Raw genomic sequence first — 25,860 nt, forward strand, 5'->3', positions numbered from 1 at the left:
CCATGCGTTCGGCATGGCGAACCATCCGGAGGGGCGTCGCAGCGGGCCTGGCGGGAGGAATAGTTGGACCGTGCAGATGTTGTGCCAGAAGGCGAGCCTGTTCAGCAGGGCGCCTGCCCGATCCCGAGATCGACCGAAGGAGAATTCCATGGCACAGGACAAGCGCGTCGTCATCCTGGGCGGCCACGGGAAGGTGGCGATGCTCGCCGCCCCCAAGCTCGTCTCCGCCGGATGGAGCGTGGATTCGCTCATCCGCAACCCGGATCACCGAGACGACGTCGCGGCCACCGGGGCCACTCCGGTGGTCCTGGACATCGAGAACGCCGACGTCGACCAGCTCGCCGAGGCCTTCGACGGCGCCGACGCCGTCGTCTTCTCCGCCGGCGCCGGGGGCGGCAATCCTGCCCGCACCCGCGCGGTGGACCTGGAGGCCGCCGTCCGGTCCATGGAAGCCGCGGAGCAGGCCGGGGTCACCCGCTACGTGATGGTCTCCTATGTCCGGGCCGAGACCGACGTGGACGCCCTGGACAAGGAGAGCTCCTTCTACCCCTACGCGGAGGCCAAGCACCACGCCGACGTCCACCTGCGCGGCACCGCTCTTGACTGGACCATCCTCGGCCCCGGCTCGCTGACCCAGCAGCCGGCCACGCGCCGACTGCAGGTGGTCGACGGCGCCGGGCTGATCGACGGCCGCAGGCCCGAGGCCGCGGAGGTCGGGGCCTCCCGGGAGAACGTGGCCGAGGCGATCACCCATGTGCTCACCGCCGGCGCCGCGGTGCGCCGGACCGTGAACTTCTACGACGGCGAAACCCCGCTGGAGGAGGCGCTCGCCTGATTCGGCGGCATCGCCTCGGGCGCCCCGGGCCCCGGTTTTCCGAATCGGGGCCCGAGGTGCTAATCTTTTCTGGCGCTCGCAGGCAGGCTGAATGCCGGCGAGATCACGCACGGATCCGTAGCTCAGATGGTTAGAGCGCTCGCTTCACACGCGAGAGGTCGATGGTTCGAGTCCATTCGGATCCACCATTTCGCAGCACACCGCCCTGTCGGGCCGCCGCCACTCTGGCCGGCGACCGGCGGGGCGGTTCTGTACCGTCGCCCGCTTCCAGATCGTCCCGATCGGCGATCGGCGGGTCCAGGACCCCCACGACGCCTCGGGCGCTCGACCCCGCCGCGAGCCCCACCGCGTAGATTGGGAGACGATCCGAGACATCCTGAAGGGAGGGGCAGTGGCAGCTCAGCAGGGCCGCAGGGGCACCCGCGACGTCCAGCCGCACGAGGACGAGGCCCGCTGCGGGACGGATGGCGTGGCCGGTCCGGACGAGTCGGGCGGGCCGGGGACGTCGGGCGACCAGCACGGGCTGGGGGAGCACCATGCCAGCACGGACGCCGTCGAGGCCATCGACCCCGTCATCTCCGAGCCCGACGCCGAGGTCACCCTCATCCCGGTGGTGCGGCCAGCCTCCGCCGGCGAGGACGAGGAGGAGGACACCTCCACCGGATTCGTCCGTGCCCTGACCGGCAGCATCGCCTCCTCCTGGCAGGCCTCCCGGGAGGCCGAGGCCACCTTGGAATGGGAGGAATACGACGCCGAGGCGGCCGAGCGTGCCCAGGAGGAAGCCGCCCAGGCCGAAGTGGAGGCGGTCCGCCACGAGTACGCCCCCGACGCCTTCTATGACTCCCCGGTCGACAGCCCTGACCTCGGCCAGCACGGGCATCCTGGGCATCCCGGTCAGCACGTCCAGTCCGGTCCTCCCACCTCACCGCTGCCGCGGCCCCACACGCACACCTTCGATGAAGCCCGTCAGGAGCTGGGGCACCCGGAGCGCCCTGCGGACCGGGTGTCCACCGGCGAGTGGACCCCCGTCGGAGACTGGGCCCAGACCGAGGCGCTGGGGCCTCAGATCCCCGGCGACCGCGCCCTGGCGGCGGACCCGCACGAGGTCTCCGCCGCGCCCGCCAGCGAACCGATCCGTCGTCGCTCCGTGCTCCGCCCCGCAGGGACGAAACTGGCGGACCAGCTGAAGCTGCCCCCGCTGTTCGACCGCTCCGTGTTCGAGCAGAAGGTGCGGCCGCAGAACGTGCTGCGCCGCATCATGCGGGCCGAGACGACCCACACCCAGGCCGTGCCGTTGGTGGACCGGCTCGTGGGCACCCCCTACGCGAACCCCCGTCAGGCCGAGCAGCCGGTGGACTCGGACGAACTGGCCACGATCGCCTTCGTCCTCGACCTGGGGGAGGCGCTGTTCCGGTACGGGGCCGGCGCCCTGGAGGTGGAGACCTCGATCATCGCGGTCACCGCGGCCTTCGGGATGAAGAACACCGACGTCGACATCACCAACCAGTCGATCAGCCTCAACTGGGCACCGGACGGCAAGATCCCCTACTCCCGGGTGCGCGTGGTGCGTTCCTGGTCCCGGAACTACAAGGCCCTGGCCGCGGTGCATGAGCTGGTCACCGACATCATCTCCGGGCGGCTCACCCGCGGCGAGTCGGCCGAGCGGCTCCAGGAGATCACCCGGGAGCCCAAGCCGTATCCGCGCTGGATGGTGAACCTGGCCGGAGCTCTGTTCGCCAGCCTGTTCGCGAGCTTCCTCGGAGCCCCGCTTCTGGACGCCGCCCTCGGCTTCGCCGCGACCCTGGTGGTGCTGGGCATCACCCGTCAGCTGGCGGTCTGGAGGGTCCCGGAGTTCTTCACCCTGGCCGCCGGCGGTTTCATGGCCACCTTCATCGCCATGGGCGCCTTCATGCTGGACGCGCCCATCACTCCGTCCATGGTGGTGGCCGGCGGGCTGATGATCCTGCTGCCCTCGGCCCGGGTGGTCTCCGCCATCCAGGACGCGATCAACGGCTTCCCCATCACGTCTGCCGGACGTCTGGTCTCCGCGATGATCGCCTTCGCGGGGATGACAGCGGGCATCATGGCCGGCGTCGTGCTGGCCGACCTGCTGGGTGCCCCGCACATCGAGGTGGCGGTGGGGCTGACCCGCATCTACCATCCGACCGTGCTGGTGGCGCTGGTGTTCGTCGCCGCGATGGCCGCCGCCGTCGTGGAGCAGGCGCGCTGGAAGATGCTGCTGCCCACCGGTGCCGTCTCGGCCCTGGGCTTCCTGCTGTTCTATGCCGGTGAGCTGATCGGGCTGGGGGAGCGGATGACCCCGATCCTGGGCGCGACGGTGGTCGGCGCGCTGGGCCGTGTGGTGGCGCTGCGCATGGGCGCCCCGCAGCTGGTGGTCGCCGTGCCGGGCATGATGTTCATGCTCCCGGGTCTCATGGTCTTCCGGGGCATGTATCAGATCGCTCTCGACAACCCCGAGGTCACCCTGGTGGACTCGATGATGGGCGGGCTGACCGAGCTGTTCAGCGCCCTGATCATCATCCTGGGCATCGCCGCCGGCATCGTGCTCGGCGATGTGCTGATGCGTCCGTTCACCTCGGGGCTGCAGTCCAACGAGCGGTCCCGCGGCCGACGCCGCTGAGCAGTCAGACGGGTGCGGTCAGGCGGGTGCGGTCAGGCGCCAGTCCACCGGAGCCGCGCCCAGGTGCTGCAGAGCGTCGTTGGTCCGGGAGAACGGCCGCGAGCCGAAGAAGCCTCGATGGGCGGACAGCGGCGAGGGGTGCGGGCTGGTGATCACTGCCGTGTGGTCTCCCGCATTCAGCAGCGGCTGCAGGCGCCGCGCATCGGCGCCCCACAGGATGGAGACCAGCGGGGTGTCCCGGGCCACCAGCGACCGGACGGCGGCCTCGGTGATCTGCTCCCATCCGATGCCCCGGTGCGAGCCCGGGCTGCCTGCGGTGACGGTGAGGACCCTGTTGAGCATCAGCACCCCCTGCCGGCTCCACGCCGTGAGATCGCCATGCGGAGCGGGCTCGATGCCGAGGTCCTGATGCAGCTCTCGGAAGATGTTCTGCAGGCTGCGGGGCAGCGGCCGCACATCCGGGGCTACGGCGAAGGACATGCCGATCGGATGCCCCGGGGTGGGGTAGGGATCCTGGCCGAGGATCAGGACCCGGACGTCGTCGAAGGGCTGCCGGAAGGCGCGCAGCACGGCCTCCGGGGCGGGCAGCACGTGTTCGCCGGAGGCCCGGCGGCGGGTCAGCTCCTCGCGGACGCGGGCGAACTGCGGCTCCTGCTCGGCCAGGGCCCGCTCCCAGCCGGACTCCAGAGGTGCGACGAGGTTCTCGGAGAGCTTCATGGGCCACCACCTTAGAGGGTGCCTGGGAGGTGCGTGGTCGCTCGTCATGCGCCCGGAGGTGGTCCGCGGAGGATCCAGGAGGCGATTTCCGGTGCATCTCAGGAAGCTTGCGCGCGTTGCCCAGGGGGTGATGCGCGGGGAAATGACTCCTCGACGTGCGGGGCGCGGCCGGACTGGAGAGAGTCCGCCGTGCGCCGGGCGTCCCTGTGGCAGCGAACACACAGCGGGTGATATGCGCCGTCGTGCCTGCTCCGGGCCGTAGGATGGGCGCAGAACCAGCGGGCCGGTCGCGCATCGGCCCGAATCGAGATCAGGAGGCATCGATGAGCTCTGCCAGCTCGGCCGAAGCCGTCACCCGTGACGAGGTCGCGGACGCGCCGTCTGACGCCGGGGAACTGACCGAGCAGGAGCAGCAGATCCTGGCCCTGGAGCGCCAATGGTGGAAGTACGCCGGGGCCAAGGACCAGGCGATCAGCGATCAGCTGGGCATCTCAGCGGTGTCCTACTACCAGCTGCTCAACCGGCTCATCGACTCCGAGGCGGCCCTCGCCCACGACCCCATGCTCGTCAAGCGCCTGCGCCGCCAACGCGACGCGCGGCAGCGGGCTCGGGCCTCCCGCCGGTGACCGTCGAGATGAGGAGTCCCGCGATCACGAGCCCTGAGATGACGAGCCCTGAGATGTTGAGCTCCGGGATGTTGAGCTCCGATGCCACGAGCGGGCCGGGCTCTCCGGTCCGCCTCACCGTCCGTCCGCAGTCCGCGCACAGCCTGAGGATCGCCACACCATGAGCAAGTTCCCGCACGACGAGTTCGACGACGTCCCTCCCTATCAGCAGGGCGAGGCCGGCAAGCACCGTGCTCCGGCCGAGGCCTCCACGGGCTCCCGGGGCGGGGGCCTGAAGTGGATCGGGCTGCTCGCGGTTCTGGCCCTGACGGTCGGCGTCGTCAGTTACTTCGTGCTGCCCACCCTGCGCGACGGCGACACCGAGGCCTCCGATCAGGACCAGGCCCAGGAGGAGTCCGACGGCGAGGACGAGGGTTCCGAGGACGGCGCCGCCGAGGACGGCGAGGAGGGTGCCGAGGAGGAGCCCACCGGCACCGCCGCGGACACCGAGGCGGCCGTACAGGTCCTGGGCTACGAGGGCGCCGAATCCGAGGCCGCGGCCACGCTGGAGGAGATGGGCTACAACGTCACCTACGTGGCCGAGTGGACCTACGACGACGTCGAGACCCCCGTGGTCTTCTACCCGGCGGGCTCCGAGGAGCACGCCGAGGACGTGGGGCAGAATCTCGGCATCGAGCGGGTGGAGGAGAACAGCGCGTGGAGTTCGGTGGCCGTCGTGGTCGACGGCGATTTCGCCGAGTGAGATCAGCCGCGCAGCAGCAGGCGGGAGCTCACCTCAGGGGTTTGCACTCGCCTGCACAGAGTGCTAAAAATTGAGCTAGCACTCTCCCCCGGAGACTGCCAGCCCGGTGACGGGTGCAGCCTCCTGCGGCGGCGAGTGGGATGAACCTGAACAGGTGAGGCCACCGAAACCATGCGCCCCCGGTGACGCGGGGGTGCGGCCGTCCGTCGCGGGCACCTCTCAAGGTTCGACCCGATTGACGCGAACACGTCTGAATCATCATCACCCGCAGTCCAGGAAGGACACGTGCCGATATGGCTAAGACCATTGCATTCGACGAAGAGGCCCGCCGGGGCCTCGAGCGGGGCCTGAACAGCCTCGCCGACGCCGTCAAGGTCACCTTGGGCCCCCGCGGCCGCAACGTCGTGCTGGAGAAGCAGTGGGGCGCCCCCACCATCACCAACGACGGCGTCTCGATCGCCAAGGAGATCGAGCTGGAGGACCCCTACGAGAAGATCGGCGCCGAGCTGGTCAAGGAGGTCGCCAAGAAGACCGACGACGTCGCCGGTGACGGCACCACCACCGCCACCGTGCTGGCCCAGGCGCTCGTCAAGGAGGGCCTGCGCAACGTGGCCGCCGGTGCCGACCCGATGGGCCTGAAGCGCGGCATCGACAAGGCCGTCGAGGCGGTCACCGAGGAGCTCTTCAAGTCCGCCAAGGAGATCGAGACCAAGGAGCAGATCGCCGCCACCGCATCGATCTCCGCCGCCGACAACCAGATCGGTGAGCTGATCGCCGAGGCGCTCGACAAGGTGGGCAAGGAAGGCGTCATCACCGTCGAGGAGTCCAACACCTTCGGTCTGGAGCTCGAGCTCACCGAGGGCATGCGCTTCGACAAGGGCTACCTCTCCGGCTACTTCGTCACCGACGCCGAGCGTCAGGAAGCGGTCCTCGAGGACCCGTACATCCTGATCGCGAACTCCAAGATCTCCTCGGTCAAGGACGTCATCGGCGTCCTGGAGCAGGTCATGCAGTCCGGCAAGCCGCTGCTGGTCATCGCGGAGGACGTCGAGGGTGAGGCCCTGGCCGCTCTGGTGGTCAACAAGCTCAAGGGCACCTTCAAGTCCGTGGCCGTCAAGGCCCCCGGCTTCGGCGACCGCCGCAAGGCCATGCTGGCCGACATCGCCATCCTCACCGGTGGCCAGGTCATCGCCGAGGAGGTCGGACTCAAGCTGGAGAACGCCACCCTGGACCTGCTGGGCACCGCCCGCAAGGTCGTGGTCACCAAGGACGAGACCACCATCGTCGAGGGCGCCGGCGACGCCGACGAGATCGCCGGCCGCGTCTCCCAGATCAAGGCCGAGATCGAGAACAGCGACTCGGACTACGACCGCGAGAAGCTGCAGGAGCGCCTGGCGAAGCTGGCCGGCGGCGTGGCCGTCATCAAGGCCGGTGCTGCCACCGAGGTGGAGCTCAAGGAGCGCAAGCACCGCATCGAGGACGCCGTGCGCAACGCGAAGGCCGCCGTGGACGAGGGCATCGTCGCCGGCGGTGGCGCCGCTCTCATCCAGGCCGGCGCCCGGGCGTTCCAGTCCCTGTCCCTGGAGGGCGACGAGGCCACCGGTGCGAACATCGTGAAGTTCGCCGTGGAGGCCCCGCTGAAGCAGATCGCCATCAACGCCGGCCTCGAGCCCGGCGTGGTGGCCGAGAAGGTCAAGGGTCTGGCCGACGGCACCGGTCTCAACGCCGCCACCGGCGTGTACGAGGACCTGCTGGCCGCCGGCGTCAACGACCCGGTGAAGGTGACCCGTTCGGCACTGCAGAACGCGGCCTCCATCGCCAGCCTCTTCCTCACCACTGAGGCCGTCGTGGCCGACAAGCCCGAGAAGAACGCCGGCGGCGCCGGCGCCGAGGGCATGGACCCGATGGGCGGCATGGGCGGCATGATGTGATCATGCCCGGCCCGTCGCGCTGAGCAGCACGAGAGCCCCGCAGGCATCAGCCTGCGGGGCTCTCGTCATGCTCAGGGGAATCGCAGCGCCCGCCCGGGGCGCGCCCGTCAGCGGCCGAACATGCGGGTGTTCGCGGACTCCGTCTCCTCATACTGCGAGGAGGCCGCGGCCATCGCCTGCCGGACGCTGGCCAGCGACTGCTCCACCTGCACCTGGGTGCTGCGCCACTGGGTCAGCACCTCCTGGAACGCGGTGGAGGCCGAGCCCTTCCAGGACTCCTGCAGCTGGCGCAGCTGGGACTCCATGGAGTTCACGTCGGTCTGGATGCGGGTCAGGGTGGACTCCACGGTCTGGGACTTGGCCATCAGGTCCGCGGTGTCGATCTGCAGCACTGCCATGATCGGCTCTTCCTTCCGTCGATGTGCGGGACGCTCCCCACAGTAGGAGGAGCGGACCGTCGCCGTCGCGGAGGATCAGCGGCCTGTGGAGGAACCGGGCGTGTCGTCGCCGTCGGACCGTCCCTGTGGAGGAACGGGACCGTCCTGCAGCTCCGCCAGCTCATGATCCTCCACATCGGATTCGTGGTCGGACTGGTCGCTGGGCTCCACCATCGGCAGCCGCAGGGTCATCGTGGCCCCGCCGCCCGGAGTCTGCTGGTGCCGGACCGTGCCGCCGTGCTGGGCGGCGATGGCCGCGACGATGGCCAGTCCCAGGCCCGTGCCGCCGGTGCCCCGGTCCCGGGAGTTGTCGGCTCGGTAGAAGCGCTCGAAGATCCGTGCGGCGTCCTCCTCGGAGATCCCCTCCCCATGGTCCCGGACCTGCAGCACGGAATCGGTGCGCCCGGCCACCAGGGACTCCGTGCCCACCACCAGCTCGATGGGGGATCCCTCAGGGGTGTAGCGCAGGGCGTTGGTCACCAGGTTGGTGACGATCTGGCGGATCTTGCCCTCGTCCCCCAGCACCGGGGCGGCCGCCGGCGAGTCGCCGTGCAGCCCCACCACCTGCACCGTGCGGTCCGGGGCGTTGACGCCCATGTCCATGGCCGTGTCATGGGCGATCAGGTTCAGGTCCACCGGGGCCAGCTGCAGCGGACGCTGCTCGTCCAGCCGGGCCAGGGTGAGCATGTCCTCCACCAGCTGGCCCATCCGCTTGGCCTCGGACTCGATGCGACTCATCGCCGCGCCCACGGCCTCCGGATTGTCGCTGACCCCGCCCTGCCGGTACAGCTCGGAGAAGCCGCGGATGGTCACCAGCGGGGTGCGCAGCTCATGGGAGGCGTCCTGGATGAACTGGCGCATCTTCTGCTCCGAGGCGGTCTTGGCCTGGAAGGCCTCCTCGATGTGCTCCAGCATCACGTTCAACGAGCTCGACAGGCGGCCGATCTCGGTCTCCGGCGGCGCGGTGGTCTCCACGCGCTGGGAGAAGTCCCCGCCGGCGATCGCCGCGGCGGTCTTCTCCACCCGGAACAGCGGCCGGAAGGCGCGGGTCACCACCGCATAGGCGATCGTGGAGGCCCCGAGCGTGGCCAGCAGGCCGATCGTGGCCACCAGGAAGGTGGCGCGCTCCACGGAGGTGTCCACGTCCTCCAGCGGCAGCGCGATCGCCAGCGAGGCCTCCCCGGACTCGAGGCGGTAGACCTGCACGCGCCAGCCGCGCGAACCCTCCTCGGTGCCGGGCACCTCGAAGGACTGGCCCGCCTGCGCGAGCACGTCCTCGGCCGTCAGCGGCGGGATCTCCGGCAGGTCCTGGCCCTCCACACGCCGGTGGGTGGCGCTGTACTCCATCGGCTGGCCGTCATTGGTGAGCAGCACCCCGTAGAAGCGCAGGATCGCCAAGGCGTTCGCCCGATCCTCCGGGTCCGATCCCATCTCGGTGAGGTACATCGAGATGTTGTTCCGGTTCGTGTACAGGTCCTCGTCCAGGCTGCGCAGCAGCTCCTGACGGAACAGCGACGCCGAGACGAAGGTCGTCACCGCCAGGGTGAGGAGCAACAGGCCCGAGATGATGAAGACCAGCTGAGTGCGCAGCGAGGCGCTGCGCCATCGGCGCGCGGCGGAACGGACTGGTGTGAAGGCCATGCCTGGGGGCTCAGTGCGACATCCCCTGGGAGCGCTGCCTCCGCTCCCAGGTCTGCAGCACGTAGCCCACGCCGCGCTTCGTCTGGATCATCGGGGCGCCCTCGGCCCCGGAGTCGATCTTGCGACGCAGATAGGAGATGTAGGACTCCACGATCGAGGCGTCCCCGTTGAAGTTGTACTCCCAGACGTGGTCCAGGATCTGCTGCTTGGAGAGCACCCGGTTCGGATTCATCATCAGGTACCGCAGCAGCTTGAACTCGGTGGGGGAGAGGTCCACCATCTCGCCGTCGCGGCGCACCTCGTGGGCGTCGTCGTCGAGCTCCAGGTTGTCGATCACGATGACGGCGTCCTCGTCCTGGTACGGCGCGGTGCGACGCAGCACGGCCCGGATGCGGGCGACGACCTCGTCCAGGGAGAAGGGCTTGGTGACGTAGTCGTCGCCGCCGACGGTCAGGCCGGTGATCTTGTCGTCCGTGTCGTCGCGGGCGGTGAGGAACAGCACCGGGAAGTGCTTGCCGGCCGCGCGCAGCCGCCGGGTCACCGTGAAGCCGTCCATGTCGGGGAGCATGACGTCCAGCACGGCCAGATCGGGTTGGAACTCCTCGGCCGTGTCCAGCGCCTCGCGCCCGTTCGAGGCCGCGGCGACCTCGAACCCGGCGAAACGCAGGGAGGTGGCGAGCAGCTCGCGGATGTTGGGCTCGTCGTCGACGACGAGCAGCTTGGCTTCGGCAGTCTTCTCAGTCACGGCGCCAGTGTCCCTCCGTTGTCTGGGAGTCAGCTGGACGTGTCCTGTGCGCCCAGTAAGGGTCTGCCGGGCTCCGCCTGCGCAGCGGGCCGGAGACAGTGCCACGCTCAGACCACATCGGAGCCGTCCAGGATGGTGTACCCGTAGCCCTGCTCGGACAGGAACCGCTGCCGCTTGGCCGCAAAGTCCATGTCCACGGTGTCCCGGGCGACGATCGAGTAGAAATGCGCCCGCTTCGCCTCATCGCCCCCGCCCGGGCGGAGCAGCCGGCCCAGCCGCTGGGCCTCCTCCTGCCGCGAGCCGAACGTCCCAGAGACCTGGATCGCCACCGAAGCCTGCGGCAGATCGATGGAGAAGTTCGCGATCTTGGAGACGACCAGCACATCCAGCTCCCCGGAGCGGAACTGGTCGAACCGGCGCTGCCGCTGCGCCGTCGACGTCGATCCCGTCAGCACCGGCGCACCTAGCCGCTCCCCGAGGGACTCCAGCTGCTCCACGAACTGTCCGATCACCAGGATCCGCTCGCCGCGGTGCCGATGGCGGGCCACCAGGCGGGCGACGACGTCGTCCTTGGCCGCGGTGCCCGCGGCCAGCCGATGCCTCTCGCGATCGGTGGCGGAGGCATAGTCCATCCGCTCCCCGCGCGGCAGGTCCACCCGGATCTCCACGCACTGGGCCGGAGCGATCCACCCTTGGGCCTCCATCTGCTTCCACGGGGTGTCGTAGCGTTTCGGCCCGATCAGCGAGAACACCTCCCGCTCCCGGCCGTCCTCCCGGATCAGAGTGGCGGTCAGCCCCAGCCGACGGCGGGCCTGCAGGTCCGCCGTCCGGCGGAAGATCGGGGCGGGCAGCAGATGGACCTCGTCATAGATGATCAACCCCCAGTCGTGCTGATCCAGCAGCTCCAGATGCGGATAGAGCTCGCCGCGGCGCACCGCCAGCACCTGGTAGGTGGCGATCGTGACCGGGCGGACCTCTTTGCGGTCCCCGGAGTACTCGCCGATCTCGTCCTCCTGCAGCGAGGTACGGCGCAGCAGCTCGTCCTTCCACTGCCGGGCCGAGAGCGTGGAGTTGACCAGGATCAGCGTGATAGTCGCAGAAGTGGCCATCACCCCGGCGCCCACCAGAGTCTTGCCCGCCCCGCAGGGCAGCACGACGACGCCGGAGCCCGCCGCCCAGAAGCTGTCCACCGCCTCCTTCTGATAGGGACGCAGCGCCCAGTCCTCCTGCCGCAGCGCGATGGGGTGGGCGGTGCCGTCGACGAACCCGGCCAGGTCCTCGGCCGGCCAGCCCAGTCGCACCAGCTCCTGCTTGAGCTCCCCGCGGGCCTGCCCGTGCACGGCCACCGTGGCGTCGTCGATCTGCGGCCCGAGCAGCGGGGCGACCGTCCGCGCGCCGCAGACCTCCTCGACGATCGCCGGCTCCTCACCGCGCAGCACCAGACCATGCTGCGGGTCCTTCTCCAGGCGGATCCGGCCGTAGCGGTCCATGGTCTCGGCGATGTCCACCAGCAGCGAGTGGGGGACCGGGAAGCGGGAGAACTCCAGGAGGGTGTCCACCACGGTCTCCGCGTCGATCCCGGCCGCGCGGGCGTTCCACAGGCCCAGAGGGGTGATCCGGTACGTGTGGACGTGCTCGGGGGCGCGCTCCAGGTCGGCGAACGCGGCCACGCCTCGGCGTGCGGCGTCGGCCTGCTCGTGGTCCACCTCCAGCAGGACCGTCTTGTCCGACTGCACGATCAGCGGTCCGGTCATGGCGCGGCTCCCTCCCCAGGCTTCTCGGGCGTCTCGTCCCCGGTCTCATCCAGCAGCCGGACCGCGGTGATCCGGTGGACCAGCAGCACCGATTCGCCCTCCCCGGCGAGCTGGCGGATCCGCACCCGTCCGGCGTTGAGCGCCGTCGGCAGTCCGGAGAGCGTGTGCTCGCGACCCTCGGCGTCGACCCGGCGCAGCCACACCGGCTGCCGTGACCTCACCGCGGTGCGCAGCAGCCCCATCACGTCCGTGCCGCCCACGGGGCTCGTGGCCTCGGCGGCGACGGCGTCCTGGTCGGGGTCTGCGTCGCCGGCGATCGAGGCCCCGGCGCGGGCTCCGGCCCCGGCCCGCAGGCCGGCGAGGGTGCGGGAGACCAGCTGCGGATCGGCCTGCTGCGCGGAGAGCGTCCGCACCGGCGACTGCTGCCAGGGCGACTGCGGCAGGGTCCAGGCCTCGGCGGTCTCGGCCAGCTCCGCCTCCCGACGGGAACCGGTCGGTGTCGTCGCATGGGCGGCGTCGCGGCCCGGCTCCTCGGCCCTGCGCGACTCCACCCCGGCCTCCGCCAGGGCGCGGGCCAGACGCTCGGAGTCGACGTCGCAGACCAGGACCTCGGTGGTGAGCTCCCGCAGGCCCAGGCTCCGCAGGATCGGGTGCTGCAGCAGCGTGGCACGGCGCGCAGGATCCCGCTCGATCAGCCAGCTGGAGGCCGCGCCGATCGTCACCCCCTGCCAGGTGCGGGCGGCGTCGTCGATCAGCGTGGCCAACGACGACGGGATCTCGGCCAGACTGTGCGCGGCGAGGAACTCGCGGATCCTCTCGGCGGTCCAGCCGGCCGAGATGCCGCGGCGCAGCGAGGCGGCCGTGAAGCGGAAGGTCGGCACACCGCCGCGGGTCTCCTTCTGTGCGATCGCCTCCAGCCCGGCGGAGACCTCCGGAGCCAGGGCGCCCACCGCGACGGCGGTGAGGTCGGACTGTACGTGGATCTGGTCGACCTGCGGCGGCAGCGCCTCGGCAAGATGGTCGGCAGTGCGCGCCAGCCGTTCGGCCAGTCCGGTGGAGGCTGAGCCGGCGTCCGGGCGGTGGTCTTCCCCGCGGCCGGGCACGGCGGGCGTCTCGGGCGCGAGCAGCCGCCCCACCTCGGTGAGGGTCCCCATGGCCAGCAGTCCCAGGCGCTCGGCCTCACGGACCATCGGTGGCAGCACCTGACCCACCCGGGCCAGCAGGACGGGGCGGTCCCACGTCATGCGATCCGGCAGCGTCCCGGTCAGCGCCTCAGGGCCCGGCTCCTGGTCGTCGGGAAGCTGCAGGTGGTACAGGGCCGGCGCGGCGGAGCGGCCCAGGTGCTCGGCCAGCTCCGCCCCCAGCGCGGCGGCGGTGCCCAGCAGGCGGGCGCGCAGCGCGGGGGCGTCGCCGCGCTGACGATCCGGCGTGAGGGCGGGCGCCAGCCGGGCCGTGGGATGCGGGCCGCGCAGCAGCAGGGGCGACCGCGGGGCCAGCAGCCACCCCGAGACCAGCAGCTGATGCTGACGATGCCGTGGGGCCCGCCGCCAGCGTCGTGCCGCAGGGGTGGTCCGCCACCGGTCGGAGTCCACGTCGAGCGCCACCAGGCCCGCCGCCGCGGCGAGCTCCAGGAGCCAGCCGGTCTCTCCGACGTCCGCGTCGGAGGGCCGGGAGGCCCCGCTGCGCTCGCCGGTCAGGCGCCGCAGCTCCCGCATGCCGACCCCGCCGGTGCGCAGCACGGCCGCCGGGGTCTCTTCGAGCACCGTGAGCAGGTCACCGACGTCGGCGAGCAGCTCCGCCACGGCCGCCAGCGCGGCGTTGCGCACCAGGGAGGCCGGGCCGCGCGCCGGGGAGGCGCCGGGTGGAGTCAGGGCGGCGTCGGTGTCAGCGGAGGCGAGCTCGAGGTTCAGCCCGGCCAAGACCGCCGGCAGGCTTCCCGGGACCGCCAGTCGTCCCGCGGCGGCGTCGGCGGCCGTGGGCGCGGAGGACGCCGCGGGGCGGTCGTCGGGGGCGAAGATCAGGCCGAGCCGTGCCAGGCGGCTCAGCACCGGGTCCAGGGCGTCCTCGGTCAGGCCCGTCAGCGGCCGGCCGGCGGTGGCGGCGGCGAGGACGGCGAGGGCGCCGGCGTCGAGTCGCTGCAGGCAGTGCCGCAGGCTCATGTCCGACTGGGCGCGCACCGCCAGCCCGGTGAAGTCTCCGGGGGAGGGATGCACCAGGTCGGGGCGGGACCGCAGCAGGGCGGCGACGGCGTCGTCGTCGCGCGAGGAGAGGCGCCGGGCCAGGGCGGCGAGTCCGAGGAGCGTCGGCTGCATCCTCAGGACGTCGCGGCGCGGCGTCGACGCCGACGCATCGACTCGAGCAGGTGGACGACCATCAGGGTGAAGCCCAGGGGGAATCCCCAGAGGGCCGTGAAGTACAGGCCGGGGTGCGGCTCGACGTCGGCGAAGTACAGTCCCAGGATCAGCGCCAGCGCCACGGCGGACGCGGCGGTGATGATCACGCCCAGGAGCAGGACGGCCCGCGAGGCCGCAGGGGCGGAGGTGGTGGACATGGTGCCGATTCTATCCCGACCGCGCGCCCCAGGTACTCTGGAAGGCAGTCGAGATGACGCGTGAGCCGGTGTCGCGGGCGCCGGACGGTGCCGAAGCGGCTCGGCGGCACCGGGCAGGACGCCCGGACGCTGACGGGCTTCCGCGCCTCGACCCCAGTGACCCAGACCTATTCGAGGACGAGGTAGAGGAACGTGCCAACCGGGAAAGTGAAGTGGTTCGACGCCGAGAAGGGCTTCGGATTTCTGACCTCCGACGACGGGCAGGAGGTGTTCCTGCACTCCTCGGCGCTGCCCGCCGGCGTCTCGAACGTGAAGACCGGCACCCGCATGGAGTACGGCATCGCCGACGGTCGCCGCGGCAAGCAGGCGCTGTCGGTGCGCATCCTGGACGAAGGTCCTTCGGTGGTGCGCGCCACCCGCAAGCCTGCTGAGGAGATGGCCTCGGTGGTCCAGGATCTGGTCAACCTCCTGGACTCCACCACCGGAGGCCTCCGCAAGGGGCGCTACCCGCAGTCCGCCCAGTCGAAGAAGATCGCCGCGCTGCTCCGGCGCGTGGCCGACGACTTCGACGCCTGATCCGCCCGTCTACCCCATTCCGGAGGTCATCATGCCGAAGAAGGATGCCGTGCTCAGCGAGGCCGTCGACCTCGCCCGCGAGGCCCTGCGCGAGATCGCCCCGGATGAGCAGGTCGGTGAGCATCTCTCCGTCACCGCGGAGGAGGACCGGCTGCACACCCATCGCTTCGCCGCCGACCGCCCCGGCTACCACGGCTGGCAGTGGTACGTGACCGTGGCCCGCGCCCCGCGGGCGAAGAAGGTCACCGTCTGCGAGCTGGGGCTGCTCCCCGGTGATGATGCGCTGCTCGCGCCGGCGTGGGTCCCGTGGGCGGAGCGTATGGACGAGCAGGAGAAGAAGGAGCTCGCCGCCGCGGAGGCGGCGGCCGCCGAATCCGCCGGAGGCTGATGCCCGCAGGCCCGGACGCGTGAGGGGCCCGGACGCCGTGTCGACACGGTGTCCGGGCCCCTCACGCGTGGGCAGACCGATCGTCCAGTGATCCCGGCGACCCGGGGGCCTGCAGGGGAAAGCCGGATCGGGCGGGCGAGCCCATCCGGTGGACTCAGCCGGTGAGATGCTCCAGCACGTGGTCGATCGAGCGCAGCAGCTGAGAGACGTCGTCGGGCTCGATGGCCACGAAGGTGGCGATGCGCAGCTGGTTCCGCCCCAGCTTGCGGTAGGGCTCGACGTCGACCACGCCGTTGGCGCGCAGCGTCGCCGCGACCTCGGCGGCGTCCACCGAGTCGTCGAAGTCCACGGTGACGATGACGTTCGAGCGGTCCTCAGGCCGCTGGACGAACGGGGTCGCCAGGCTGTGGGCTTCCGCCCAGGAGTAGACCCGCTGGGCCGAGTCGGCGGTGCGGGTCGCGGCGAATTCCAGGCCGCCGGCGCCGTTGAGCCAGTCGATCTGCTCGGCCAGCGTCACCAGGGTGGCCAGGGCGGGGGTGTTGTAGGTCTGGTCCTTGCGCGAGTTGTCGATCGCGGTGGTCAGGCTCAGGAAGTCCGGGATCCAGCGGTCGGCGGCGATACGCTCGGCCCGCTCCAGGGCTGCGGGGGACATGATCGCCAGCCAGAGCCCTCCGTCGGAGGCGAAGTTCTTCTGTGGGCCGAAATAGTAGGCGTCCGTCTGGGCGACGTCCACGGCCAGCCCTCCGGCCGCCGACGTGCCGTCGACGAGGACCAGCGCGCCCTCGTCGGCGCCGGCGACACGACGCACCGGGGCGGCCACGCCGGTGGAGGTCTCGTTGTGCGGCCAGGCGTAGACGTCGACGCCGGCCTCGGCGGAGGGCTCCGGGCGGGTGCCCGGCTCCGCGGTGAGGATCGAGGAGGCCCCCAGGTGCGGGGCCTTGTCGGTGGCCTTGGCGAACTTGGCGCCGAACTCGCCGAAGGACAGGTGCTGGGCGCGGGTCTCCACGAGGCCGAAGCTCGCCACGTCCCAGAAGGCCGTGGATCCGCCGACGCCGAGGATCACTTCGTACCCCTGAGGCACCTGGAAGAGCTGGGAGACGCCCTCCCGGAGCCGGCCCACCAGGTTCTTCACCGGGGCCTGGCGGTGGGAGGTGCCCAGCAGGTCGCGGCCAGCCGCGGTGAGCGCCGCGATCTGGTCGGGCCGGACCTTCGAGGGTCCGGCGCCGAAGCGGCCGTCGGCGGGGAGCAGCTCGGCGGGGATGGTCACGCGGTCAGCGGACATGGAGGATCTCCTCGACTTCTCGGACGCATGGCGGCTGCGACGCGGCGACTGCGACAGGGGCGGACAGGACCATGTCGTCGACACCTGTGACAGGGGCAGCCACTATGCTGGGGTGGTGTGGGGACGCCGAGCATCACGTTACCAAGTGCGGAGGCCTCCCCTGCGGCCGGGCAGAGGAAAGAGAGTCATCGTTGACGGATCTCATCGACACCACTGAGATGTACCTTCGCACCATCCTGGACCTGGAGGAGGAGGGCATCGTTCCGCTGCGGGCGCGCATCGCCGAGCGGCTCGAGCACTCAGGGCCCACGGTCTCGCAGACGGTGGCCCGGCTGGAGCGGGACGGGCTCCTGGTGCTCGCGGAGGACCGTCATCTGGAGCTGACAGAGGCCGGCCGGGAGCTGGCCGTGCAGGTCATGCGCAAGCACCGTCTGGCCGAGCGTCTCCTCTCCGACGTCATCGGCCTGGACTGGCCCTACATCCATGAGGAGGCCTGCCGCTGGGAGCACGTGATGAGTGAGCGTGTGGAGCGGCGCCTGGTGGAGATCCTCGACGACCCCGTCGAGTCCCCGTACGGGAACCCGATCCCCGGGCTGGAGAAGCTGGGGGTCGCGGGCCGGGCCGCGTCCGCCCAGGGCCTGGTGACGTTGAGGCGTGCCGCGGAGGACCGTGTGGCGGACGGGGAGGCCCCCTCGTCCTGGAGGGTCCAACGCCTGGCAGAGTCCATCCAGGTGGAGCCTGAGGTCCTCGAGCAGCTGCTCGAGGCCGGGCTGCGACCCGGAGCTGCGGTCGATGTGGGGGAGGTGGACCAGGCCTATGTGACGCTGACGGTGTCTCACGACGACGTGGACGCCCTCGAGGTGGAGATACCCCTCGAGGTCGCTCAGCACATCTTCGTGGTCGCCCGCTGAAGCCTTCTGAGCCCCCGGACGACGACTCTCATCACGAGAGTGTCACGCGCCATGGGGCGAATATGTCACGGACTGTGACCATTCGTCGCCGCCGGCCCAGGAGCCCTTCGGCATCCATCTGACCTGCAGTGATCCTCCGGCCGTGGGGGCGGAGGAGGGGGTGGACGTGTGGTCGAGTCGTGATCTTCGCGGGGGTCGTCGTGACCTGAGCGTGACATTCGCGCCGAACTGTTATAGCGTCGGGGTGTGCCCGGGCGACTGTCCGAATGCCCGGTGCGCCTCAGGTCGGTCTTGCTTCTCTGCCGCCGACCGGAGCCGTTCGACAACTACCGCATGGCAGAGGGCGGGGTACGCGGTCATGCATGGACCTGGAGTTGGAAGCTTCCCGGGCTTCGTGCTCCACGCAGGCAGGCCCCGCCGACACAGGGAGAGGTTTTCATCAAAGTGACTGACAACATGACGATCGTCTCGCGCCGTGACCGGCGCCATCAGGCGTCTCTGGCGCGTGCTGTGGTCCACAACGCCGGCACCTTCGGCCGTGGCGCAGCAGTTGCCGTCGCAGCCACCGGCCTCGTGGTCTCCACGGGTGCCGCCGCCAACGCAGGTGTGGGCTCCGCCTCGGTGAACGACGGCCGTGAGGTCACCACGCTGCAGGTGTCCCAGTCGGACCTGACCGTGGAGCGCGCCAGCAACAACACGGCCGTCACGGTCACCGCGTCGCCGAGCGTCGACCTGACGTTCGACCGCCCGTCGGTGGGCTCGGAGAGCGCTCCGGAGCCGACGCCCGAGCCTGAGGTCGAGACCGAGACCCAGTCCGTCGCGCTGAGCCACACGCTCCACGACTACCTGCCGGGCACCCGCGGCCTGGTCGAGCAGCTCGCTGAGCTGGAGGGCGTCTCCGCCGAAGGTCTCTTCGAGCAGCTCTTCGCCGACGGCACCTTCGTCGACGAGAACGGCGTGCTGGACCACGGCGCCCTCGCGGCCCGCGTCGCCGAGCTGAGCCCGCAGCAGGCTGAGGAGCCCGCGCAGCAGGAGACTCAGGAGCAGGCCCCGCAGCAGGAGGCTCCCCAGCAGGAGACCCAGCAGCAGGAGGCTCCCCAGCAGGAGGAGAGCCAGGAGCAGGCTCAGACCGAGTCGCAGGAGTCCTCTCAGGAGGCGAGCGCCGAGGTCGAGCTGGCGTCCGCTCAGGAGGAGGCGCCGCAGGAGGAGTCCTCCGGTTCGCTCAGCGCCGTCGTCTCCGCCGCCTACTCCGGCATCGGCACCCCCTACGTGTGGGGTGGCAAGGGACCGGGCGGCTGGGACTGCTCGGGCTTCACCGCATGGGCCTACGCCCAGGCCGGCTACAGCATTCCGTCCAGCACGGCGGCTGTGCGCAGCTCCGGCCAGTTCCGCTGGACCGACAACCCGCAGCCGGGTGACATCGTCGTGCAGAACGGCGGCGGCCACATCGCCATCTACGTCGGCAACGGCCAGTTCATCGGTGCCCAGAACCCGAACTCCGGCACGCTGCTCTACAGCTACGAGACCCGCCCGGGCAACTCGCACGTGGGGTACCTGACCCTGCGCTGATCCCCGGACGATCCGCACACGAGCCGCGGCCGCGCCCCGAGTCCTCTCGGAGCGCGGCCGCGGCTCGTTCTGTCTCCTGAGGCCTCCGAGGTCGAACGGCAGGCTCTGCAGGCCCCTGGCGCGCTGACCGGGTGTGATCTGTGTAATGTGGTGCCATCTCGGCGCTTCAGCGTCTATATTGAGGGCTGTACAGGCGCGGAACGGCGCCGCGCGGCGCCGAACCGTACTGCCATGAGAGGTACGGAGGGTTCGCGATGCGCACACTGGTGCTCAACGCCGGCTACGAGCCGCTGAGCGTCGTGTCCTCCCGACGTGCCGCCGTGCTGGTGATGCACGGCAAAGCCAGCATCCTGGCGGAGGACGGCACACCGATCTCGTCGCCTTCCACCCTGATGCCCCGGCCGGCCGTGATCCTGCTGCACCGCTACGTCCGGGTGGTCCGACGTCGTCCCAGCTCGCCCTCGCGCCGTGGCGTGCTGCGCCGGGACCAACGCCGCTGCGCCTACTGCTCACGTCCTGCGGCGACGGTCGACCATGTGATCCCACGATCCCGCGGCGGCGACTCCACCTGGGAGAACCTCGTGGCCTGCTGCGGGCCCTGCAACGTCCGCAAGGGGGACAAGACGCTGGATGAGCTCGGCTGGACGCTCGACACGACCCCTCAGCCGCCGCCGCACCACGCCTGGATGCCTCACGAGCTGGATGCGCCTCATGAGCTGTGGGTCCCCTTCCTCGACCATGCGGCCTGAGTCCGTGTCAGAGCCAGTGCCTGAGCCGGAGCCTCCGGACTCCTCTGCGCCGGGGGACGAGGTGCCCGGCCCGTCCGTGGCGGCGGTGCTGCTGGCGGGCGGACGCGGAAGCCGCCTCGGCGGCGTCGAGAAAGGCCTGCTGACCCGCGACGGCGTCCCGCTGATCACCGGCTGGGCGGAGGCGCTGGGGCGGCGGGACATCCCCGCAGTGGTCGTCGGCACGCCGAGGCTGCGCCCTCACCTGCCTCCCGGGGTGCGGCTCACCCGAGAGGACCCGCCGTACTCCGGTCCCGCCGCAGCGGTGTGCGCCGGGGTCCGCGCGCTCGAGGCTGACCCGTGGCCTCGGCATCTGCTGCTGCTCGCCGTCGACACGCTCGATCCCGATGCCGTGCTGGACTGGCTGCTCGCCCGGCTTCCGGATGACGGGGCGCTCATCCCCCGCGATGCCGAGGGGAGGGCGCAGATGCTCACCGCCGCGGTGGAGGCGGGCGCCCTGCGGCGTCGTGTGCTCTCCCTGGTGCCCGGGGAGGAGGTGGGGCGCCCGGTGCGCTGGCTGCTCGACGGGATCTCCTCCGGGAACCTGACGCCCGACGGCGGCGCCTCGGCTCCCGGGGAGGAGGGGGCGCCGGGCCCGAGGCTGCCTGACGGGTTGGGGGTCGACGTCGACACCGCGGCCGACGCCCTGCGTCACGGGGTCGAGGTTCCCCCGGAGCAGGATCCGCGCGACACGGGGCTGTGAGAAGCTGGGGCCATGGCAGAGCGATCCGAGCAGGAGATCACCCGGGAGTCGATCGACCAGTGGGTGCAGGAGCTGTCCCGCGAGCTGGAGATCGAAGGCGTCCCGATCGACGTCGACGCGGTCCTGCGCCTCGCGGGGGTCGCCGCCCACACCGTCGTGCGCCCCGCCGCCCCGGTGACCACCTTCCTCATCGGCTACGTCACCGGCCTCGCGGAGGCCTCCGGGCAGGCCGACTTCGAACGGGCCTCGCGCGCCGCCACCCGCGTGGCGGAGCGGCTGCTGGAGGGACGAGGCGGCGCCGGAGACTGATGAGCCTCACCACGTTGGCCGAGGCGCGTCGCTGCGCCGCGGACGCCGCCGCGCTGCTCCGCGGCCCCGCAGCCCAGGCGCCCATGCATGAATGTCTCGGGGCGATGCTCGCCGAGGACGTCCACGCACCACAGCCCATCCCGCACGCCACCACCTCCGCCATGGACGGCTGGGCCGTCCGCGGCGCCGGTCCGTGGCTCCTCATCCCGGAGGCTCCGGAGCCGCGCACGGGCCGCACCGCGCTCAGCCCTGCCGATCAGCGGCCCGCGCTGCGGGAGGGAGAAGCGGTGGCGGTGGTGACCGGGTCGCCGATACCTCGGGGCACCACCTCCGTGCTGCGCAGCGAGCACGGGAGCCTCCGCCCCGACGCCGGTGCGCCGGGCCGGGAGCTGCTGCACGCCCGCTCGGACACCGTCGACCTGGAGCCGGGCCGTCATCTGCGCCCCGCGGGCTCCGAGGCCGCTGCCGGAGACCTCCTCCTGCGGGCCGGTGCGACCGTGACCCCCGCCGTGGCCGCGATGGCCGCCGTTGCGGGGCATGACACCCTCCGCATCCACCCGAGGCCCCGGGTGCGTCTGATCTGCACGGGGGAGGAGGTCATCACCTCCGGGCTGCCCGGGCCCGGCCAGGTGCGCGACGCCTTCGAGATCTCCGTGCCTGCCGCCGTGGAGGCCATGGGCGGCGCGACGGAGGGCGTGGAACGGGTGGGGGACGCCGTCGAGGCGCTGATCTCCTCCCTGCAGGAAGGGCTCGCGTCCCGAGCCGACCTGCTGCTGACCACCGGTGGCACCGCACGATCCGAGGCCGATGCGCTGCTGCCTGCCCTGCGGAGCCTCGGGGCCGAGCTGCTGGTGGACGGAGTGGACATGCGCCCCGGTCACCCCACGGTCCTCGCCCGCGTCGGGGGCAGTCTGGTTCTGGGTCTGCCGGGCAACCCACTGGCCGGACACGCGGCCCTGGCCGGCATCGGGCAGGTCATCCTCGACGTGCTCGCCGGCGCCGACCCCCGGGACGCGGTGGGGATGACGAAGACCATCGCCGTCGAGCCGCTGCCCGGCGCTCGCCGCGGTCAGCGGCTGCTTCCGGTGGAGAGGCGCAGCGCCGGCGTCGCGCCTGTGGGGCACGACAGCCCGCACATGATGCGCGGATTCGCCGTCGCCGCCGCCTTCGCGCTCGTCCCTCCTGAGGGGGTCGCCGCAGGGGAGACGGTGGAGGTGCTGCCCCTGGCGTGGCACGCTGGAGGCACACGGTCGACAGGCGGCCCGCGCGGACGAAGGAGCTCACCATGGGACGGCTGACCCAGAGACACCGCATCATGCGGGTGGGTCGCGACGGCGCGGTCCGCAGCCGCGGCGACGTCGTGGCCGTCGAGGAGCCGCTGGAGCTGCGCCTTGGCGGGGAGTCGTTCACGGTGACCATGCGGACCCCCGGGCACGACTTCGAGCTGGCCGCCGGATTCCTCGTCTCCGAAGGTCTGGTGGCCGCTCCGGAGGAGGTGCGGGGCATGCGCTACTGCGCCGGCACCGACCCCGACGGGCTGCAGACCTACAACGTCGTCGACGTCACCCTCGACCCTCGCATCGCCCGGCTGTCCATCGGTCAGCACCGGCAGGTGCTGACCACCTCGGCCTGCGGGATCTGTGGGACCACCAGCATCGACGCCGTCGAGAAGGCGCTGCCCGCCGCCGCTGCGGAGGGCCCCCAGCTGAGCCTCACCGTGGACGCGCTGCTCTCTCTTCCTGACTCCCTGCGGCAGCAGCAGAGGATCTTCGACCGCACCGGAGGCGTCCACGCCGCCGGGCTCTTCGACGGCGAGGGCGAGCTGCTGTGCCTCCGGGAGGACGTCGGGCGCCACAACGCGGTGGACAAAGTGGTCGGATGGGCGCTGACCGAGGGGCGTCTGCCGCTGACGGGCACCGCCCTGCAGGTCTCGGGCCGGGCGTCCTTCGAGCTCGTCCAGAAGGCCGCGCTGGCGGGCGTGGAGCTGCTCTCCGCCGTCGGGGCGCCGTCGTCGATGGCGGTGGACCTGGCCGAGCGTGCCGGCATCACGCTGGCCGGGTTCTCCCGGGGGGAGACCATCAACATCTACACCCATCCCGAACGTCTCAGCGACCTCGTCGCCACGCCGGCCTGACCAGGCGATCCTGCCGCCGAAGACACCCCTGTGAGGGGTGTCACAGGCCGGCTCAGGTCTGTCAGAATGGAGCCATGGGACTCATCAACGGACGCCGCAGCGGCTCCGAGCAGCGCACCGGCGAGGACGCCGAGGCCAAGGTCCACGGTCGCACCGTGGAGATCGAGGACATCGACGAGGATGACCTCACCGTCGGCACACCGAAGAAGACCGCGGCCGGACTGAAGGCGGTCGGCGTCTCCTTCGAACGCGGCTTCGGGCAGGGCGGCGTGAGCCGGACCCTGCGCTCCTATCTCCGCGTCAACCAGCCCGGCGGCGTCGACTGCCCGGGCTGTGCCTGGCCGGAATCGACCACCGGGCACCGGAAGAAGCTCGAGTTCTGTGAGAACGGAGCGAAGGCGCTGGCGGAGGAGAACACCCAGCGCGTGGTCACCCCGCAGTGGTGGGAGGACCACCCGATCGCGGAGCTGGAGCAGCGCTCGGACTACTGGCTCGGCCAGGCCGGCCGCATCACCCACCCGATGATCATCCGACCGGGGGACACCCACTACACCCCGATCAGCTGGGACGAGGCCTTCGAGACCATCGGTGAGCACGTGCGGGCGACCACGCCGGACCGGTGCGCGTTCTACACCTCCGGGCGCACGGCCAACGAGACCGCCTTCATGTACCAGCTCATGGCCCGATCCCTGGGCACCAACAACCTGCCGGACTGCTCCAACATGTGTCACGAGTCCTCCGGCACGGCGCTGACCCCGACCATCGGCGTCGGCAAGGGCACCGTCACTCTCGAGGACGTCGAACATTCCGAGCTGGTCCTGGTGGTCGGGCAGAACCCGGGGTCCAACCACCCCCGCATGCTCGGCGCGCTGACCGAGGCGCGCAAGAACGGCGCGAAGGTCGTGGCGGTCAATCCGCTGCCCGAGGCCGGCCTGTTGAACTTCAAGGACCCGCAGACGCCGCGGGGCCTGGTGGGCCACGGAGACCGGGTCTCCGACGAGTACCTGCAGATCAAGGTCGGCGGTGACCAGGCGCTGTTCCAGGCGCTGGGCCACCTGCTGCTCGCCGCCGAGGAGGAGAACCCCGGCACCGTGCTGGACCAGGAGTTCCTGGACTCCCGCACCCGCGGCTTCGCGGAGTACCGGGCCGCCCGCGGCACCCTGGACTGGGACGAGATCGAGACGGCCACCGGTCTGCTCCGTGCGGAGATCGAGAAGGTCGCCGAGATGCTCATCGCCTCGAAGGCCACGGTGGTCTGCTGGGCCCTGGGACTGACCCAGCAGCCGCATTCGGTGGACACCATCCGCGAGATCATCAACGTGCTGCTCCTCCAGGGGAACTTCGGCAAGCCGGGGGCCGGCGCCTGCCCGGTCCGCGGGCACTCCAATGTGCAGGGGGACCGGACCTTCGGCATCTGGGAGAAGATGCCCGAGGACTTCCTGCAGAGGCTCGACGACGAGTTCGGCATCTCCTCGCCGCGGAAGCACGGGTACGACTCCACCGATGCGATGCAGGCGATGGCCGACGGCGACATCGACGTCTTCGTCTCGCTGGGCGGCAATCTGGCCCGCGCGAACTCCGACACCCGGATGATGGAGGCCGGCATGCGCCGGACGGGCCTGACGGTGCAGATCTCGACCAAGCCGAACCGCTCCCACGTGGTGCACGGCGAGACGGCGCTGATCCTGCCGACTCTGGGCCGCTCCGACCGCGACGACAAGCACCCGGGTGGCGCCCAGTTCCTCTCCGTGGAGAACTCGATGTCGATCATCAGCTCCACCCAGGGACGTCTGGAGCCCGTCTCCGACCAGCTGCTCGCAGAGCCGGTCATCATCTCTCGGATGGCGCGGGCGATGCTCGGCGACGACCACGTCGTCGACTGGAAGGCCATGGCCGAGGACTACGACGTCATCCGCGACCACGCCTCACGCGTGGTGACCGGCACAGAGGACTTCAACCGGCGCATCCGGGACAAGTACGGCTTCGTGCTCCCCAACGCCCCCCGCGACAGCAGGACCTTCGCGACGCCGGACGGCCGGGCGGCGTTCACCGTCTCGGATCTGGAGTACCTCCAGGCGCCCGAGGGGCACCTGGTGCTGCAGACGATGCGCTCCCACGACCAGTACAACACCACCATCTACGGCCTCGACGACCGTTACCGCGGCATTTCCGAAGGGCGCCGGGTGATCCTGATCCATCCCGACGACCTCGCCACGCTGGGCTTCGCCGACCGCGCGCTGGTGGACGTGGTCTCGGTGTTCCGCGGCCGGGAGCTGCGGAGTGCACGCTACCGGCTGGTCTCCTATCCCACGGCGCGCGGCTGCGCGGCGGCCTACTATCCGGAGGCCAACGAGCTGGTGCACCGCGAGCTGGTCGCCCGAGAGTCCAACACGCCCGGATTCAAGGCGATGATGGTGCGTTTCGAGCCCCACGAGGAGAAGGCGGATCAGGAGAAAATGGCCGCCGCCGTCGACTCAGACGTGGTGATGGCGTAGGCTGAGGACCATGCGGGTGCCACGAGGCTCCGGATTCGGACTTTCCGGCGCCCGCTGATGATGTGCAGCAAGACTTGAGACAGTCCGT

The 25,860-nt window shown here is 71.0% G+C and carries 23 protein-coding genes and 1 tRNA gene; 16 read left to right on the forward strand and 8 right to left on the reverse strand.

Annotated features, from left to right (window positions below; translation table 11 throughout):
• The first annotated feature begins 148 nt into the window (after positions 1-148).
• The 3 genes from SD455_RS10535 to SD455_RS10545 all read left to right on the forward strand — a co-directional run bounded on the left by SD455_RS10535 (position 149) and on the right by SD455_RS10545 (position 3,476).
• Positions 149-835 (forward strand): SDR family oxidoreductase, encoded by a 687-nt coding sequence (locus tag SD455_RS10535; RefSeq protein ID WP_445508073.1) that lies wholly within the window; start codon positions 149-151, stop codon positions 833-835.
• A gap of 111 nt (positions 836-946) precedes the next feature.
• Positions 947-1,023: transfer RNA gene (locus SD455_RS10540), tRNA-Val, on the forward strand.
• Positions 1,024-1,226: 203 nt separating this feature from the next.
• Entirely contained in the window at positions 1,227-3,476 is a 2,250-nt protein-coding gene (locus SD455_RS10545; RefSeq protein WP_445508074.1) for a threonine/serine exporter family protein, read from the forward strand.
• A gap of 18 nt (positions 3,477-3,494) precedes the next feature.
• Here SD455_RS10545 and SD455_RS10550 read toward each other — a convergent pair whose 3' ends face one another.
• Positions 3,495-4,193 (reverse strand): uracil-DNA glycosylase, encoded by a 699-nt coding sequence (locus SD455_RS10550; protein WP_445508075.1) that lies wholly within the window; start codon positions 4,191-4,193, stop codon positions 3,495-3,497.
• Positions 4,194-4,516: 323 nt separating this feature from the next.
• Here SD455_RS10550 and SD455_RS10555 point away from each other — a divergent pair, with 323 nt between their 5' ends.
• The 3 genes from SD455_RS10555 (at position 4,517) to groL (ending at position 7,492) form a co-directional block, all read left to right on the forward strand.
• The gene (locus tag SD455_RS10555; protein WP_070162354.1) at positions 4,517-4,819 is read left to right on the forward strand and encodes a DUF3263 domain-containing protein; all 303 of its coding nucleotides are present in this window, start codon (positions 4,517-4,519) and stop codon (positions 4,817-4,819) included.
• A gap of 160 nt (positions 4,820-4,979) precedes the next feature.
• Positions 4,980-5,561, forward strand: coding sequence for a LytR C-terminal domain-containing protein (locus SD455_RS10560; RefSeq protein ID WP_445508076.1), 582 nt, complete (start codon positions 4,980-4,982; stop codon positions 5,559-5,561).
• A gap of 293 nt (positions 5,562-5,854) precedes the next feature.
• Positions 5,855-7,492, forward strand: coding sequence for a chaperonin GroEL (gene groL / locus SD455_RS10565; protein ID WP_070162350.1), 1,638 nt, complete (start codon positions 5,855-5,857; stop codon positions 7,490-7,492).
• 107 nt (positions 7,493-7,599) lie between these two features.
• Here groL and SD455_RS10570 read toward each other — a convergent pair whose 3' ends face one another.
• From SD455_RS10570 to SD455_RS10595, 6 genes are all read right to left on the reverse strand, one after another.
• Positions 7,600-7,890 (reverse strand): WXG100 family type VII secretion target, encoded by a 291-nt coding sequence (locus SD455_RS10570; protein ID WP_070162348.1) that lies wholly within the window; start codon positions 7,888-7,890, stop codon positions 7,600-7,602.
• A gap of 75 nt (positions 7,891-7,965) precedes the next feature.
• Positions 7,966-9,570 (reverse strand): sensor histidine kinase, encoded by a 1,605-nt coding sequence (locus tag SD455_RS10575; protein WP_445508077.1) that lies wholly within the window; start codon positions 9,568-9,570, stop codon positions 7,966-7,968.
• A gap of 10 nt (positions 9,571-9,580) precedes the next feature.
• On the reverse strand, positions 9,581-10,315 hold the full coding sequence (locus SD455_RS10580) for a response regulator transcription factor (protein ID WP_070162346.1): 735 nt from the start codon (positions 10,313-10,315) through the stop codon (positions 9,581-9,583).
• A 107-nt stretch (positions 10,316-10,422) separates the two neighbouring features.
• Entirely contained in the window at positions 10,423-12,069 is a 1,647-nt protein-coding gene (locus SD455_RS10585) for a DNA repair helicase XPB (protein ID WP_445508078.1), read from the reverse strand.
• A complete protein-coding gene (locus SD455_RS10590) occupies positions 12,066-14,381 on the reverse strand; it encodes a helicase-associated domain-containing protein (RefSeq protein WP_445508079.1) in 2,316 nt (771 codons plus the stop codon). The genes SD455_RS10585 and SD455_RS10590 overlap by 4 nt, the downstream gene beginning before the upstream one ends.
• Before the next feature lie 2 nt (positions 14,382-14,383).
• The gene (locus SD455_RS10595) at positions 14,384-14,620 is read right to left on the reverse strand and encodes a hypothetical protein (protein WP_070160844.1); all 237 of its coding nucleotides are present in this window, start codon (positions 14,618-14,620) and stop codon (positions 14,384-14,386) included.
• A gap of 192 nt (positions 14,621-14,812) precedes the next feature.
• On the opposite strand from SD455_RS10595, the gene SD455_RS10600 reads away from it, so the two are divergent.
• Together SD455_RS10600 and SD455_RS10605 are read left to right on the forward strand one after the other, a co-directional pair.
• Positions 14,813-15,196: a cold-shock protein gene (locus SD455_RS10600; protein WP_070160842.1), complete on the forward strand. Its 384-nt coding sequence runs from the start codon at positions 14,813-14,815 to the stop codon at positions 15,194-15,196.
• Between the two features lie 31 nt (positions 15,197-15,227).
• Positions 15,228-15,584: a DUF3027 domain-containing protein gene (locus tag SD455_RS10605; protein ID WP_070160840.1), complete on the forward strand. Its 357-nt coding sequence runs from the start codon at positions 15,228-15,230 to the stop codon at positions 15,582-15,584.
• 154 nt (positions 15,585-15,738) lie between these two features.
• Here the strand turns inward: SD455_RS10605 and serC are convergent, their stop codons facing one another.
• Positions 15,739-16,866, reverse strand: a complete 1,128-nt coding sequence (gene serC, locus SD455_RS10610; protein ID WP_085437470.1) for a phosphoserine transaminase — start codon at positions 16,864-16,866, stop codon at positions 15,739-15,741.
• Positions 16,867-17,057: 191 nt separating this feature from the next.
• On the opposite strand from serC, the gene SD455_RS10615 reads away from it, so the two are divergent.
• The 8 genes from SD455_RS10615 to SD455_RS10650 all read left to right on the forward strand — a co-directional run bounded on the left by SD455_RS10615 (position 17,058) and on the right by SD455_RS10650 (position 25,772).
• The gene (locus SD455_RS10615) at positions 17,058-17,777 is read left to right on the forward strand and encodes a metal-dependent transcriptional regulator (RefSeq protein WP_070160838.1); all 720 of its coding nucleotides are present in this window, start codon (positions 17,058-17,060) and stop codon (positions 17,775-17,777) included.
• A gap of 456 nt (positions 17,778-18,233) precedes the next feature.
• On the forward strand, positions 18,234-19,346 hold the full coding sequence (locus SD455_RS10620) for a C40 family peptidase (protein WP_201791096.1): 1,113 nt from the start codon (positions 18,234-18,236) through the stop codon (positions 19,344-19,346).
• Between the two features lie 254 nt (positions 19,347-19,600).
• Positions 19,601-20,095 carry an HNH endonuclease gene (locus SD455_RS10625; protein ID WP_311024669.1) on the forward strand — a complete coding sequence of 165 codons (495 nt, stop codon included), beginning with the start codon at positions 19,601-19,603 and terminating at the stop codon, positions 20,093-20,095.
• Positions 20,096-20,099: 4 nt separating this feature from the next.
• Entirely contained in the window at positions 20,100-20,834 is a 735-nt protein-coding gene (gene mobA, locus SD455_RS10630; RefSeq protein WP_445508080.1) for a molybdenum cofactor guanylyltransferase, read from the forward strand.
• Between the two features lie 12 nt (positions 20,835-20,846).
• The gene (locus SD455_RS10635; RefSeq protein ID WP_070160833.1) at positions 20,847-21,143 is read left to right on the forward strand and encodes a DUF6457 domain-containing protein; all 297 of its coding nucleotides are present in this window, start codon (positions 20,847-20,849) and stop codon (positions 21,141-21,143) included.
• Positions 21,143-22,441 (forward strand): molybdopterin molybdotransferase MoeA, encoded by a 1,299-nt coding sequence (locus tag SD455_RS10640; protein WP_445508081.1) that lies wholly within the window; start codon positions 21,143-21,145, stop codon positions 22,439-22,441. Before SD455_RS10635 ends, SD455_RS10640 begins: the two co-directional genes overlap by 1 nt.
• Positions 22,429-23,277, forward strand: a complete 849-nt coding sequence (gene fdhD, locus SD455_RS10645) for a formate dehydrogenase accessory sulfurtransferase FdhD (RefSeq protein WP_445508082.1) — start codon at positions 22,429-22,431, stop codon at positions 23,275-23,277. Before SD455_RS10640 ends, fdhD begins: the two co-directional genes overlap by 13 nt.
• Before the next feature lie 74 nt (positions 23,278-23,351).
• A complete protein-coding gene (locus tag SD455_RS10650) occupies positions 23,352-25,772 on the forward strand; it encodes an FdhF/YdeP family oxidoreductase (RefSeq protein WP_083277583.1) in 2,421 nt (806 codons plus the stop codon).
• The last annotated feature ends 88 nt before the right edge of the window (positions 25,773-25,860 follow it).

The sequence above is a fragment of the Nesterenkonia sp. K-15-9-6 genome (assembly GCF_052656005.1).